Here is a 13,972-nt window from a genome sequence, read left to right as displayed (position 1 = left end):
GACGATCTTGGCGAAGTCGACCGGGAACTCCTTCTCCGGAAGGCCGAGGACGGCGATCCGCCCCCCGTGCGGTCACCGTGGCGCGCGGATCCTCCGGCGCCAACTCCTTGAGCGCGGCATGAACCCGGTCGAGCTCGACCGCCGTCCAAGCACGCACATCCACATCAAGCCGCGCCCGATCGGGCACCGTATTGGTCGTCGTACCCGCGCGCATCCTCGTCGGAGTCACGGTCGTCTCCAACCGAGGATCCGCCAGCGCCGCGATCTGCCCGACCAACCGCGCGATCTCCACCCCCGCATTGACGCCAAGCTCAGGCTCAAGCCCGGCATGCGCCGCCCGTCCAGCGACCTCCACGACATACACGTCAACGCCCTTGCGCGCGGTCTTCAACGCACCACCATCAGCCGCCGCCTCAAGGACGAGCACCGCGTCAACCCGCTGCGCCAGCTCCTCGATAAGCCCACGCGAGGTCCCCGACCCGACCTCCTCGTCCCCGGTGATCAGCAGCCCAACCCCATCGAGCACGTCATGCCGTCCGCCATCAAGCAGGAGCGCCAAGGCATGCACGGCCTGCACAACCCCCACCACCATGTCGAAGCACCCGGGCCCCCGAAGAACACCCTCATCAACCCGACAAGGCATGTCAGCAAGCGACCCTTCAGGCCAAACCGTGTCATGGTGCCCCAACAACAGCACCCGTGGCCGCTCGGGCACGAGCAGCACATGACTGACCCCGTCCACCACCCGAACCTCGGGAATGACCCCCAACCGCCGCTCAACCAACTGGGCAACCTCGCCCGCACTCCTGGCGACCATCGCATGATCGGCACTGGGCGACTCGACCTCGATCAACTGAGCGGCATCACCCAACATCACCCCGAGCCGCCGCTCAGCGGCACCCACAAGAGCGACGCCCTGCCCTGGATAACGAGAAGCTGTGGAAGACATGCGACGAACCTAGAACCACACCAAAGCCCCCCGCCTCGGCCGATCACACACCTCCGAACCCCATCCCTTGGTGACTCGCCCAACCCCCGCCGAGTGCGATCATGCTCAGATGGGCCCCGACACGAAACGAGATGCACAATGAACGCGATCTCGAACGCCGTGACAGTCCTGATCGAGATCCACGCCAAGGAGGGCCGGGAACAAGAGGCCCGCGACGCCCTGCTGCACGCCATCTCGACCTCCGAGAAGCCCGGCATGGTCGGCTCCCGCGAATACGACGACATCAACGACCCCGGCGCCTTTTACGCCATCCAAGAGTGGGAGAACGTGGAAGCCTTCCACCAGCACATGCAGGACGCCGCGGACAGCGGCATGGCAGAGGCGACCTCCATGCTCCGCGAGCCCCCCAGAACCACAATCCTGCGAACCGCCAACTGAGCGGGAGACGCTGCTGAGCGCCCAGCCACCAGCACCCTCGCCGCCCATGTCAAACTGCTGACCGGGCACGGACTGGGCGGCCTCGGCGGGCTGGCCAGCCGCCGCCGATCCGGCCAGCTGCTGACCAGCTTTGTCCATATGACTCCGCCACGAACTGTCAGACCTGCCTACCGCGTACCTCAAAGTGGCCTTCTGCTGCACCTACAGGTCGGCGTCCGGTCTGCTCAGTAGGCCCACGGTGAGCGAGGCAGCGGCGAGCAATGCCTCGGCGTGCTCGATGATTTCGCCGTGGTGCGACAACGCCACCGCGGTGGCCACCGCGACCAGGACGGTCCCGTCCAGGTGCAGGTGGATGTTGAACCTACGTTCCCGCATCCGGTCAGCGACTCGTTCTGGCCCTGGCCGACGAAAAGGGATGCCGCACATCTTGTCTCCATCCTGTCGTGATCAAGTTCCGGTGAGGCAGGTCGACGCGGCCGTCGCCCGATGCCGCGCCTCGCCGGTGGGCAGCCGGTCGGCGCCCTCAGCCAGCACACTCAGCCACAGCGGTGGCCAACAGGACGGTGGACGGACTCGTCCAGGATCACTCCGGAGTCAACCCGGACAGTGACCATATCCGGACGCCAAGTAGCCACATTCAGCCGACCGAGAGTCACGGTCCGTCACTTCATGTGACTATGAACGCGCGCGGGCGGCGGACGCCCGCCAGGCCAGAGTGAGGTGCACGGCTTGAGGGTTCAGGGACTTGGGGACGAACCGGAGAAACTGGAATCGGTGACCTCCCCGCAGGAGCTGGCCAGGCTGCTGGCCGAGCAGCAAACGCGGGCCGACGCGTCAATCCGGGAGTTGGAGAGACGGGCGGACAGAGCGGGCGGCCCCCGGTTGCCGCGTGCCACGTGTGCGGACATCCTCGCTGGCCACCGGTTCCCCAAGAAGGCGGTGATGGTGGCGTTCCTGCGGGCCTGCGGTGTCCCCGAAGACCAACTGCCCCGCTGGGAGCGCGCCTGGGAACGAGTAGCGATCGCTCAGGGACGCCCGCTCGCCACCCCGGACGCGATCGACCCCGCGACCACCGAGGTGACTGAGCCCGCCGCCCCCCTCAATGATGAGCCGCCGGAACAAGATCACCCGGACCGAACGAGCACCAATCCCGTGAGTCGAAGGCGACTCCGACCCGGCAGATCCGCGGCACTGGCCACCATCGCGGCAGCGACGATCGCCGCAGCGGCGTTCGTCGTGCTCACTGACACCTTCGGCTCACAGAACCGACCACAAGCAGCTCCTCCACCGGACACCTCGGCAGGACGTTCGGTGACCGACGACGGTCGAGCGTTCGGCCCCGGCGGTTCCAGCCGCTTCACCGTGACCGTCGACCCCCGCAACACCGGTGTGCGCCTGACCCGCCGCCTGGACGCCGGCATCGCCGAGCAAACCGCGTCCATCACCGTGGAACAGGCACCGGCGGGCGCATGGCAGCCCCTCCCCGTTGAGCCCACTTACCGGTGGAAAGACCAGAGCATCGACATCTCGCCATCGTTGACCGCCGGTCGGCGTTCCCTGACCATCGTCAACACTTTCGTGTCGTCCGCCGAGGACTTCAACGAGTTCATCTACTTCATCGACCACAAGGTCAACGGCATCTGGTCCCGCGCCGACACGGTCAACGTCGGCCCGGACCACCCCGCCAGCGAAGCCGCCCACCACTACCGCGTCACCGGCCTGACCTACGCCGGAACACGAACTTTCGACTACCCCAAGTAGATGTCGAATGCGCCCCCACAAGCCCGCTCGCGAGGCTCCCCAGACGCGGCTCCCTGAGGCAGCCGCTCCGCTCCACCATTGAGCGCCCCCTGTCCCTCCCCCTCTTCAAAGAAGGGACAGAGGCCGAGATGACACTGCCCACAGCTCCCCAGCCAGCCAAGGAGCCTCACTTGTGTGTCATCCCCAGACACGAGGAACGCGCAAGGGAAGGCAGCAACACGTCCTCGTGGCTCTCACCAGGGATTACCTGGATACATCTTGTGTTTCAGCAGCCTGTCGATCTCTTTTGCGGCCGCCTTCGCATCGCCGCAGGGAGAAAGGTAGCCGTGCCTGCCGCGTTGGGCCTCGTGGTAGGCCCACATCTGGTTCGCTACGGCACGGGCGTTCACAACTGTCCCCACATGGCTGTGCGGGCCTGGGACGTAGATCCAGAGGAGGGGTTCTCCGCCTGGTATCGGGGCCGGGAACTCTTCTGGGTGGTAGAGCCGGATGGGTCTGTAGCCCAGCGGCTTGAGTGCGGCGCTGAGGGTGTCCAGATATCGGACGGCTTTCGAGCGTCCGAAGTGTGTGCGCAGTCGCAGGACGCGCCGCCCCACTCGGACGGTCAACGGTCGAGTTTCGCCCATACGATCTTCCCTCCCTCACTGATCGGCCGCACGCCCCATTCACGAACCAGCAACGACATCATGAAGAGACCGCGTCCGGACACGTCCATGTCCTCGGCCTCCCGAATGACCGGCAGTTCTTCGCCCTGATCCCAGACCTCCACGACCACCGAGTCGTCGCGCTCGTCCTCGAACACTCGGATGACGATCCGTCCGACTTTGACGTGCTTGTGGACGTTGGTCACCAATTCGGTGACCACGATCTTCACCACGTAGTCGTCCGCGACTCCCAGATCGCAGAAGCACTTGGCGACGAACTCTCGCGCCAACCCCGGTGCATTGACGGTGGGACGTGTGACGAGCGTGGACACCTCTGGCGACTGAACGGGTGCTGGCATCGGTACGACCTTCGGTTTGGTTTCGCGAAGTGACCCCAGCTTGAGCCGACGAAGTTACGCTTGGTGGGCAAGTCACAACACCTCGATGCAACTCTGAACCCCGACCGGTATTCACTGAAGGCTTTGAACTCGCCGAAGTCCGACAAACCAGGAGGTCTCCATCCGATGATCGACCCCTACAGCCCCCAAGCGATCTGGGGCCGAGAATTACGGCACCACCGCACCATGGCCGGTCTCACGCAAGCGGAACTCGCCGTCAAGATCAGCTTCTCCGAATCACTGATCTCCGGCGCCGAGACCGGGCAGGTCCCGGCCTCGGTGCCATTCGCAACCGCATGCGATCAAGAACTCAACACAGGCGGCGCGCTACTGCGCGCGCTCGACTTCCGGAAGGCACGCCGGTTCCCCACTGGCTTCGCCGAATACCTCGAAGTCGAAAAGAAGACCAGCATGATCCGCTGGTACGAAGCGCTGTGCATTCCCGGTCTTCTCCAGACCCCCGAATACACGCGCGAACTACTGCGCGCCGGACGTCCCGGAGACTCTCCAGACGAGATAGAGGCTCTCGTGACCGCTCGAATAGAGCGCAAGGCGCTTCTCTCCGAACCAACCGCACCGACCCTGTGGGTTGTCGTAACAGAACCAGTCCTACGATGCCCCGTGGGAAACAGCAAGGTCATGAGCGACCAACTCTCTCACCTGCTGGAGATCACCGACCACCCCAAGATCACGGTTCAGATCCTCCCCTTCGATACCGGGGCTCACGCCGGACTCACGTGCAGCTTCATTCTGTTGACCGTCGCTGACGGGGTCACTGTGGCCTACACTGAGGATCTGAGTGGTGGACGCTTCATCGAGCGGCACGACGACCTTAGTCATTGGGTCGCCTGCTATGAGGCAATCAAGTCGACCGCGCTGCCAGTGAAGCAGTCAGCATCGCTCATCCGCCGCATCATGGGAGAAGTGCATGGATGTGACTAGGGCAACTTGGCGCAAGTCCTCACGCAGTTCCGGCAACGGCGGCGCCTGCGTCGAGCTCGCCGGGCTCAGCCGCGTCGTGGGAATCCGTGACAGCAAAGACCCGAACGGCGGCAACATCCTCATGAGCCGCGAAGACTTCCGCCGCCTCACCGAGACCCTCAAGAACCTCTAGATCACAGAGAAACCCCGGGCACGCAGTGGGTGCCCGGGGTTTCTCTGTTTCGGTCACCTCTTCCCAGGCTGGGGAAGCGCGGCTGTCGACGGGTCGGGCGGGTGGCGTCCGCGTCACCATGGAGTGATGACAACGACCATCGACAAGATCGCCTGGATCCATGTGCGGGATGGCAAGATCCTCAGCACGCGATCACTTGGCAAGGACGTCTATTACATCCCCGGCGGCAAGCGCGAACCCGGCGAGACCGACCTCGAGACCCTCGTCCGGGAGATCGACGAGGAACTCGCCATCACCATCGTCGCGACCACCGCCGCGCACCTGGGCACCTTCCGGGCACAAGCACATGGTCACGCGGACGGCATCACGGTGCAGATGACCTGCTACACCGCCGACCACCAGGGCCAACCGGCACCGAGCAACGAAATCGCCGAACTGGTCTGGCTGACTTACGCCGACCGCGACCAGGTCTCTCCCGTCGACCAGATCATCTTCGACCACCTACACCAGGTCGGCCAACTCCACTGACACACCGGTTACCAGGGGCCCGCCTTCTTCGGCGGGCAGGTCACGGTTTGCGTCGGGCGCGGGTTAGCAGTAGTTGAGCGTTCTTTCGGATGTGGGGGGCGAGGCGGGCGTGGACGGGGTCGCGGTCGGCGGCTTGCAGGAGGATGGCCGCGACGGTGAGTTCTGCTAGACGACCTTCTGGCGTTTCTAGGACGTCGGCGAAAATGGCGCGGACATGGGCCGCGAGTTCTGGGACGGGCAGCGCGTATGCGTGAAGGTGGGCGGCGTCGAATCCGCGCGGGGCGGGGCCGAAGCCTTCCCGGTCGAGAATGGTCAGGCCTGGGCCGGCGAGGTTGGCCCAGTGCAGGTCACCGTGGGCGAGGTTCCAGTGGCCGACGTTGGTGTCGATGCCCGTGTCACCGAGATAGCGGGGAATGGTGCGGTGTATGTAGTCCGAAGAGACAACGGGCGGTCGGTCCACCGGGACGGGCGTGGACGCGACCTTGTTCATGGCCCGCCGCAGTTGGGACCACCACTCGTCCGAAAGAGCGATGTTTTCGGTGAGAGCTGGGGAATCGGAGCATACGGACGCCGTGACGAATGTGCTGAGTCCGGTTCGGTAGGCGTACCTGTCACGAGCCCACTCGGCTGAGTCCAGTAGTCGGGGACGTGGGACGTCCGGCGGGAGGGCGGTGGTTGCCTCCTTGGTGCCGGTCCAGAGCTTTCCGCCCTCTTTTCCCAGCGGCGCCTCCAGCACGCGGAGCCAGGCCTTGCCGTTGGACGTCGCGACTGGTGTGCCGAGCGTCCTCCCGCCGTGGCCCCAGGCTCTGGTTCCACCGGACACGGGCGAGCATCCGAGCCGGTCCGCCGCGCTGGCGCGGGCGGCGTTCACGCGTTCACGGACGTCGGAGCCGTCAGGCTCGGAGAACATGGCAGATGTCCTGAAGATGCGTGGATGGGAAAGCGCGGCGCGCTTCTCGCCAGTGTGTCGTGGTCGAGGCCGACAGCGGAGCCCTGCCAGGGCGAGATTAGGCGGTGGGGACTATGTCGGGGGCGCCTCGGCGGTGGGCGTTGGCTTCCTGGTCGTCTTCTTGGGTTTGGGAGGCGCGTTCTGCTTCTACGCGTTTGCGGTAGTACTCGATTTCTCGGTCTCGTTGTTCCTTGGACCAGCCGAGGACGGGGGCCAGGAGGTCGGCGGCCTCGTCGGCGGCGCCTACGCCTCGGTCCCAGGTTTCTATGGAGATGCGGGTTCGGCGGGCGAGGACGTCGTTGAGGTGGCGGGCCCCCTCGTGGCTGGCGGCGTAGACGATCTCGGCGCGGAGGTAGTCGTCGGCGCCTGTCAGGGGCTTGGCCAGGTCGGGTCTCTCGGCGATCAACTCCAGGAGATCGTCCACCAGGGTGCCGTGGCGGCGGAGGATGTGTTCGATGCGCGCTACGTGGAGGCCCGAGCGGGCCGCCAGGCGGTGGCGGGCGTTCCACATTGCCTGGAAGCCGTCGCCGCCTACCAGGGGGACGCGGTCGGTGCAGGATTCGGGGATCTTGCCGTCCAGGCCGTGGGCTACGGCGTCTATCGCGTCCTTGGCCATGACTCGGTACGTGGTGTATTTGCCGCCTGCCACTAGGACTAGGCCGGGAACGGGGTGCGCTACCACGTGTTCGCGGGAGAGTTTTGAGGTTTCTTCTGTTTCGCCCGTGAGGAGGGGGCGGAGCCCCGCGTAGACGCCCTCCACGTCGTCGTGGGTCAGGGGTGTGGAGAGGATCGAGTTGACGTGGTCCAGGACGTAGTCGATGTCGGCCTTGGAGGCTGAGGGGTGGGCCTTGTCGAGGTCCCAGGCGGTGTCGGTGGTGCCGATGATCCAGTGGCGGCCCCACGGGATCACGAAGAGGACCGATTTCTCGGTGCGGAGCAGGATGCCTGTCGCGGAGTGGATACGGTCCTTGGGAACTACCAGGTGGATGCCCTTTGAAGCCTTTACGTGGATTTGACCTCGGCCGCCTACCAGTTCCTGGATGTCGTCCGTCCAGACGCCGGTGGCGTTCACTACCTGTTTGGCGCGGACCTCGGCTGTCGTGTCGCTTTCGAGGTCGCGGATTCGGAGGCCTGTTACGCGTTCTCCCTCGCGGAGGAAGCCTACGCATTGGGTGCGGGACGCTATCTGGGCGCCATACTCGGCGGCCGTGCGCAGGGCCATCATGACGAAGCGGGCGTCGTCCACCTGGGCGTCCCAGAGTTGGATCGCGCCTACGAAGGCGTCCTTGCGGAGGGACGGGGCCAGGCGGAGCGCGCCTCGGCGGGTCAGGTGGCGGTGGTGCGGGACGCCCCGGGTGTTGCCCATCTGGAAGGCCAGGATGTCGTAGAGCGCTGCGCCTGCGCCGAAGTAGCCGCGTTCCCAGACTCGGTGAGTCGTGGGGAGGAGGAACGGGACGGGTTTGACCAGGTGGGGGGCGATTTGTTGGAGGAGCAGGCTGCGTTCTGTGAGGGCCTCGCGGACCAGGTCGAAGTTGTACTGCTCCAGGTAGCGGAGGCCGCCGTGGATCAGTTTTGAGGAGCGGGACGAGGTGCCTGAGGCGAAGTCTCGGGCCTCCACTACGGCGACTGATAGGCCTCGAGTGGCCGCGTCCAACGCCGCTCCGGCGCCTACGATGCCGCCGCCTACGACGACTACGTCGAACTCCTCGCGTGCCATGCGGTCCAGCGCGGCCGCCCGTTCGGCCGGGCCGAGGCGGGAGCTGCCCAGGCCCGTCGCAGGTGATCCCGTCATCGCGATTCCCCCCAGTGCGGTTCTGTCTCCGGAGCGTTTCCTACCCAAGAGTAGGGTCGGGTCCACCCAGGAAATGACCGTTTCCGCGTGGGGTCGGTTACAGCTCAGTCGGTGGAGCGGCGGGGCGCCACCACGACCTGGACGCGCTGGAATTCCTTCAGTTCCGTGTAGCCGGACGTCGCCATCGCCCGGCGGAGCGCGCCGATCAGGTTCATCGAGCCGTCCGCGACATGGGACGGGCCGTGCAGGATCTGCTCCATCGTGCCGATCGACCCGAGTTCGAGGCGGGTGCCGCGGGGGACGTCGCCGTGGTGCGCCTCGCTGCCCCAGTGGTAGCCGCGGCCGGGGGCCTCGGTGGAGCGGGCGAACGGGGAGCCGACCATGACGGCGTCGGAACCGCAGGCGAACGCCTTGGCGATGTCGCCGCTGTTGACCATGCCGCCGTCGGCGATCACGTGCACGTAGCGTCCGCCGGACTCGTCCATGTAGTCGCGGCGGGCGGCGGCCACGTCCGCGACGGCGGTGGCCATGGGGACGGCCACGCCCAGGACCGTGCGGGTGGTGTGGCCGGAGCCGCCGCCGAACCCGACCAGGACACCGGCCGCGCCGGTGCGCATCAGGTGCAGGGCGGCGGTGTAGGTGGAGCAGCCGCCGACGATCACGGGGACGTCCAGGTCGTAGATGAACTGCTTGAGGTTCAGCGGCTCGGCGCGTCCGGACACGTGCTCGGCGGACACCGTGGTGCCGCGGATGACGAACAGGTCGACGCCCGCGTCGATCACGGTCTTGTGGAACTGGGCGGTGCGCTGCGGCGACAGCCGGGCCGCGACGGTGACGCCCGCGTCGCGGACCTCCGCGATGCGGCGGCCGATCAGCTCCTCCTTGATCGGCTCGGCGTAGATCTCCTGGAGCCGCTGGGTGGCGCGGGCGTCGTCCAGCGAGGCGATCTCGGCGAGCAGGGGCGCCGGGTCGTCGTAGCGGGTCCACAGGCCTTCGAGGTCGAGGACGGCGAGGCCGCCGAGCCGTCCGACCGCGATCGCGGTGGCGGGGCTGACCACGCTGTCCATCGGCGCGACGACCAGCGGCATCTCGAAGCGGTAGGCGTCGATCTGCCAGGCGACGCTGACCTCCTCGGGGTCGCGCGTCCGGCGGGACGGCACGATGCCGATGTCGTCGAAGGCGTACGCCCGGCGGCCGCTCTTGCCCCGGCCGATCTCCACCTCAGCAGCCACTGCCGTCCCTTCCTCGCCCCGGCGTGCGCCGGCCATCGTCCTACGAGCCCGGCAAGAGCTTACGTCAGGGGGTCGCGAGGTGCGGGCGCGGGTCAGCGACCCTGGTAGTTGGGCGCCTCCACCGTCATCTGGATGTCGTGCGGGTGGCTCTCGCGCAGGCCCGCCGCGCTGATGCGCATGAGACGGCCGCGTTCCTGGAGTTCGGGGATCGTGCGGGTGCCCGCGTACCACATCGACTGGTGCAGGCCGCCGACGAGCTGGTGCGCGACGTTGGCGAGCGGGCCCCGATAGGGCACCTGGCCCTCGACGCCCTCGGGGATCAGCTTCTCCTCGGCGCTGACGTCGGCCTGGGCATAGCGGTCCTTGGAGAAGGAGCCGCCGCGCTCGCGGTTGCGCATGGCGCCGAGCGAGCCCATGCCCCGGTACGACTTGTACTGCTTGCCGTGGACGAAGATCAGCTCGCCGGGCGACTCCTCGACGCCCGCGAGCAGGGAGCCGAGCATCACCGTGTCGGCGCCCGCGACGATCGCCTTGGCGATGTCGCCGGAGTACTGGAGGCCGCCGTCGCCGATCACCGGCACGCCCGCCCTGCCCGCCGCGCGGGACGCCTCGGCTATCGCGGTGAGCTGCGGGACGCCGACACCGGCGACGATGCGAGTCGTACAGATCGAGCCGGGCCCGACACCCACCTTGATCGCGTCCGCGCCCGCCTCCACCAGCAGTTCGGCCCCGGCGTAGGTGCCGACGTTGCCGCCGATGACGTCGACCCCGGCATTGGCCTTGATGGTGGCGATCGTGTCGGCGACGCCCTTGGAGTGGCCGTGGGCCGTGTCCACGACGATCACGTCGGCGCCCGCATCAATGAGGGCCCGGGCGCGGCTGATCGCGTCCTCGCCCACGCCGACGGCGGCGGCGACGAGGAGCCGCCCGTCGGCGTCCTTGGTGGAGTGCGGGTACTGCTCGCTCTTGGTGAAGTCCTTGGTGGTGATCAAACCCTTGAGGCGGCCGTCGGCGTCGACGAGCGGGAGCTTCTCGACCTTGTTGCCCGCCAGGAGCCGGAACGCCTCGTCGCGCGTCACGTCCACCGGCGCGGTGACCAGCGGCATCGGCGTCATGACCGCGCGGACGGGACGGGACGGGTCGGACTCGAAGCGCATGTCCCGATTCGTCACGATCCCGACCAGCACGCCCCGGACGTCGGTGACCGGCACGCCCGAGATCCGGTAGCGGGCGCACAGCTCCTCGACGTCGGCGAGCGTCGCGTCCGGCAGACAGGTCACCGGATTGGTGATCATCCCGGCCTCGGAGCGCTTGACCCGGTCGGCCTGCTCGGCCTGCTCCTCGATCGACATGTTCCGGTGCAACACGCCGATGCCGCCCTGGCGCGCCATCGCGACCGCCGTCCGGGCCTCGGTCACCGTGTCCATCGCGGCGGACAGCAACGGGATGCGCAGGGAGTAACGGCGGGTCAGCCGGGTCGTGGTGTCGGCCTCGCCCGGCTGGAGGTCGGAGTAGCCCGGCAGCAGGAGCACGTCGTCGAAGGTCAGGCCCTGCGGGAGGAATTTGTCGGGCTCGGCGGGGTTCATGACTACCTTCCCGTTCAGTGGCGGCGTCGGGCCAGGTCACGGCGACCCTGTCCCCATGGTAGAGCGTGCGCCCCCGGCTGGACGCGCCGTTCGGGACGGCGGTCACGTGGCCTTGATGACATCCCGCAACAAGCCCGACGCTCCTGTACATTCCCGTTCCTAGCGAACAGTCCGTGACAGGCCACGCACGGAGCAGACAGGGGGGTGCACCTCCCCCGGCGTCGGGCAGTAGCGTGGGTGTGTGCACGACGATGCTCCGCTCGACCCGTTCGCCGGAGATCCGGAGGATCCGGCGTCGGCGCTCGGCGACCCGGGCGACGAGACCGCTCCGCTCAGCGTGACGGAGCGGGAGGACGTGCTGGCCGACCTCGCCGACCTGGAGGTCTTCCGGGCCCTGCTGGAGCCGCTCGGCGTCCGCGGGCTCACCGTCGACTGCGGCGACTGCGGCAAGCTCCACTACATCGACTGGGACCTGCTGCACGGCAACCTGCGGCACCTGCTGGACCAGGGGCTGCCCCGCGTCCACGAACCCGCCATGTCACCCGATCCCGTCGACTACGTCAGCTGGGAGTACGCCCGCGGCTACGTCGACGGCGTGATCGACAGCGAAGAGGGCCGCGACGAGAACTGACCCCAGTCGCTAGCCGCGACGCTGGTGGTCGTTGTGGCGGTGATCGTGGTGACGGCGGTACTTGTACTGGTCGGGGCGTTTCTCGGGGGGTTCACCGAGGTCGCCGCTCGGCGGGCGGCCGTAGCCCGGGGTGCCACTCGGCGGCGCGGGGCTGGACGGCGCAGGACCGAACGGCGGAGGGCTCGACGGCGGAGGGCTGGACGGCGTGTCCTCCGGGCGCGGAGTGGGCGAGTACGCGGGGGTCACCGGGGCGTTCTCGGACGGCGACGGCGTCTGGTGCGGGTACAGGTGCCTCGGCCGCGACCTGGTCGGGTCGTACTCCCGGCGCTCGGCGGGCGGTCTGCGCGCCGCCTGACGTACGGGGTCCGGGACGACCCGCACGGGCACGACACGCACGGGCGAGGACGCACCGGGAACGGACACGGCCCGCCAGTCGTCGTGGAACCCGGCGTCGGAATCGGTGCTTATGGGCTTCTCCACGTCGCCCGACACGCCCGTGCTCGCCGGGACGGGGGCGGCCGCGCCGCGTTCCGACACGCCGTCACCCGCGGCGGCGACACCGGTACTGGCGAGAACGGCCCCGGCCACGCCGAGGGCGACGATGGTGCGGGGCCCACGGCGCCGCGGACCGGAGCCGGGAGCGGGCGGCGACGGTGGCGCGGGAGTGGTGTCCGCGCCCGCCTCGGGGGCCTCGTCCACGTCGGTGATCAGCGCGCGCAGGAGCCGGACGGCCGGGTCTGGCTCGTCGGCCTGGCGCGGGCGGCAGCCCTCGGCACACCCCTCGGCGCCGGTCTCAGCGCCCGTCGTGGAACGGGCCGCGGTACCGGCAGCGCGCCGGGCCGACAGGGAGTCGATGATCGCGTCCGTCCGGCGCACGGCGCCGAGGTCCGCGGGCAGACCGGGGATCTGTTGCGGCCCGGTCGCCGTCGCGGGGGGATCGCCGGTGCTCGAAGGCTCGGCCGGACCCGGGGCGCCCCGCATGCCAGTGAAGGGGCCTCGCTCCGTCAAGCGATCGACTCCTCTCGCGCCATCGCCCGAAGCCGGGCCAGCGCCCGGTGCTGCGCGACCCGTACCGCCCCCGCGGACATGCCCAGTACATTACCGGTCTCCTCGGCCGACAGGCCCGCGACGACCCGGAGCAGCACCAGCTCGCGCTGGTGCTCGGGAAGGCGCGTCAGCAGGTCGCGGGCGCGCTGGGCCTCGATGTAGCGGACCACCGTCTCCTCGGGACCTGGACGGTCGTCCGGACCGTCCGGCAGGTCCTCGGTGGGCACCGCCGCGCGGACGGCGCTGCGCAGCGCGTCCGCGATCTTGTGGGAGGCGATGCCGAAGACGAAGGACGCGAAGGGGCGGCCCATGTCCCGGTAGCGGGGCAGGGCCGACAGAACGGCGATGCAGACCTCCTGCGCGACGTCGTCGGCGATGTGGTACTGCCCGGAGACCCGGCCGAGCCGGGCCCGGCAGTACCGGACGATCATCGGTCGCACCTCGGCGATCAGGACCTCGATGGCGCCGGGATCGCCCTGGACGGCGAGGTTCGTCAGCTCCTTGAGGTCACCGTCGGCCGCCTTGGTCGCGCGCAGAACCCGTATCCCACGGCCGGTGACGTGGGGTGGTGGAGGGGCGTGCCCCCCCGAGGGTTCGGCAGCGGCCGCGGTCATGGTCCCGGCGTAGCATCCCTCGGTCACGTCAAGCATGATGCCCAGCACGCCCGGGCGTGTCTGCACCGTGCTCTACAACGGAATGGTCACAGTGCTGGAGCAATGCTGGGGATACTACGCATGGCGGTCGCCCCGCTACGCAGAGCCGCCGATTTTGGGGCCAGTTATACCGGACAGAAGCCATTCAACAGCTCAGCCAGCTAAAAACAGGTTTTTCCGGTATTAAAAGGCGAGACCCCCGTCCGAACGGACGGGGGTCTGCCGACGATCTCCGGACGGGCGCGAGCCG

Annotated in this window: 15 protein-coding genes and 1 pseudogene; 6 read left to right on the top strand and 10 right to left on the bottom strand. The window is 68.1% G+C overall.

Translation table 11 applies throughout. The features are described from left to right. Positions 1–103: 103 nt before the first annotated feature. Positions 104–817: pseudogene (locus ABD808_RS23470) on the bottom strand (M20/M25/M40 family metallo-hydrolase); the annotation flags it as partial. A 270-nt stretch (positions 818–1,087) separates the two neighbouring features. Between ABD808_RS23470 and ABD808_RS23465 the strand changes: the two are divergent. Next, the gene (locus ABD808_RS23465) at positions 1,088–1,387 is read left to right on the top strand and encodes a putative quinol monooxygenase (RefSeq protein ID WP_344900224.1); all 300 of its coding nucleotides are present in this window, start codon (positions 1,088–1,090) and stop codon (positions 1,385–1,387) included. Positions 1,388–1,588: 201 nt separating this feature from the next. Here ABD808_RS23465 and ABD808_RS23460 read toward each other — a convergent pair whose 3' ends face one another. After that, entirely contained in the window at positions 1,589–1,762 is a 174-nt protein-coding gene (locus tag ABD808_RS23460) for a hypothetical protein (RefSeq protein ID WP_344900222.1), read from the bottom strand. A 399-nt stretch (positions 1,763–2,161) separates the two neighbouring features. On the opposite strand from ABD808_RS23460, the gene ABD808_RS23455 reads away from it, so the two are divergent. After that, positions 2,162–3,148 carry a carbohydrate-binding protein gene (locus tag ABD808_RS23455; protein WP_344900220.1) on the top strand — a complete coding sequence of 329 codons (987 nt, stop codon included), beginning with the start codon at positions 2,162–2,164 and terminating at the stop codon, positions 3,146–3,148. Positions 3,149–3,381: 233 nt separating this feature from the next. Here the strand turns inward: ABD808_RS23455 and ABD808_RS23450 are convergent, their stop codons facing one another. Together ABD808_RS23450 and ABD808_RS23445 are read right to left on the bottom strand one after the other, a co-directional pair. Continuing rightward, the gene (locus ABD808_RS23450) at positions 3,382–3,756 is read right to left on the bottom strand and encodes a hypothetical protein (RefSeq protein WP_344900218.1); all 375 of its coding nucleotides are present in this window, start codon (positions 3,754–3,756) and stop codon (positions 3,382–3,384) included. Beyond that, complete coding sequence (locus ABD808_RS23445; protein WP_344900216.1) at positions 3,753–4,151, bottom strand: ATP-binding protein; 399 nt, start codon at positions 4,149–4,151, stop codon at positions 3,753–3,755. Before ABD808_RS23445 ends, ABD808_RS23450 begins: the two co-directional genes overlap by 4 nt. 165 nt (positions 4,152–4,316) lie before the next feature. Here ABD808_RS23445 and ABD808_RS23440 point away from each other — a divergent pair, with 165 nt between their 5' ends. The 3 genes from ABD808_RS23440 (at position 4,317) to ABD808_RS23430 (ending at position 5,832) form a co-directional block, all read left to right on the top strand. After that, positions 4,317–5,132, top strand: coding sequence for a helix-turn-helix domain-containing protein (locus ABD808_RS23440; RefSeq protein ID WP_344900214.1), 816 nt, complete (start codon positions 4,317–4,319; stop codon positions 5,130–5,132). Beyond that, on the top strand, positions 5,119–5,304 hold the full coding sequence (locus tag ABD808_RS23435) for a DUF397 domain-containing protein (RefSeq protein ID WP_344900212.1): 186 nt from the start codon (positions 5,119–5,121) through the stop codon (positions 5,302–5,304). Before ABD808_RS23440 ends, ABD808_RS23435 begins: the two co-directional genes overlap by 14 nt. 126 nt (positions 5,305–5,430) lie before the next feature. Then, positions 5,431–5,832: an NUDIX hydrolase gene (locus ABD808_RS23430; RefSeq protein ID WP_344900210.1), complete on the top strand. Its 402-nt coding sequence runs from the start codon at positions 5,431–5,433 to the stop codon at positions 5,830–5,832. Between the two features lie 40 nt (positions 5,833–5,872). On the opposite strand, the gene ABD808_RS23425 is transcribed toward ABD808_RS23430, so the two are convergent. The 4 genes from ABD808_RS23425 to guaB all read right to left on the bottom strand — a co-directional run bounded on the left by ABD808_RS23425 (position 5,873) and on the right by guaB (position 11,391). Continuing rightward, complete coding sequence (locus ABD808_RS23425) at positions 5,873–6,742, bottom strand: phosphotransferase (RefSeq protein WP_344900208.1); 870 nt, start codon at positions 6,740–6,742, stop codon at positions 5,873–5,875. Positions 6,743–6,839: 97 nt separating this feature from the next. Beyond that, positions 6,840–8,573 (bottom strand): glycerol-3-phosphate dehydrogenase/oxidase, encoded by a 1,734-nt coding sequence (locus ABD808_RS23420; RefSeq protein WP_344900206.1) that lies wholly within the window; start codon positions 8,571–8,573, stop codon positions 6,840–6,842. A 104-nt stretch (positions 8,574–8,677) separates the two neighbouring features. Next, entirely contained in the window at positions 8,678–9,793 is a 1,116-nt protein-coding gene (locus ABD808_RS23415) for a GuaB3 family IMP dehydrogenase-related protein (RefSeq protein ID WP_344900489.1), read from the bottom strand. A gap of 104 nt (positions 9,794–9,897) precedes the next feature. Beyond that, entirely contained in the window at positions 9,898–11,391 is a 1,494-nt protein-coding gene (guaB, locus tag ABD808_RS23410; RefSeq protein ID WP_344900201.1) for an IMP dehydrogenase, read from the bottom strand. 241 nt (positions 11,392–11,632) lie between these two features. Here guaB and ABD808_RS23405 point away from each other — a divergent pair, with 241 nt between their 5' ends. Next, complete coding sequence (locus ABD808_RS23405; protein WP_344900199.1) at positions 11,633–12,022, top strand: DUF5319 domain-containing protein; 390 nt, start codon at positions 11,633–11,635, stop codon at positions 12,020–12,022. Positions 12,023–12,031: 9 nt separating this feature from the next. Here ABD808_RS23405 and ABD808_RS23400 read toward each other — a convergent pair whose 3' ends face one another. Further along, positions 12,032–13,030, bottom strand: a complete 999-nt coding sequence (locus ABD808_RS23400) for a hypothetical protein (RefSeq protein ID WP_344900197.1) — start codon at positions 13,028–13,030, stop codon at positions 12,032–12,034. Further along, complete coding sequence (locus ABD808_RS23395) at positions 13,027–13,614, bottom strand: sigma-70 family RNA polymerase sigma factor (RefSeq protein ID WP_344900487.1); 588 nt, start codon at positions 13,612–13,614, stop codon at positions 13,027–13,029. The genes ABD808_RS23400 and ABD808_RS23395 overlap by 4 nt, the downstream gene beginning before the upstream one ends. Positions 13,615–13,972: the final 358 nt, after the last annotated feature.

Source organism: Actinomadura meridiana (assembly GCF_039537545.1).
Classification (GTDB): Bacteria; Actinomycetota; Actinomycetes; order Streptosporangiales; family Streptosporangiaceae; genus Spirillospora; species Spirillospora meridiana.
Note: the sequence above shows the minus strand (reverse complement) of the source record. Positions and strands in the feature narration are given on the sequence as shown.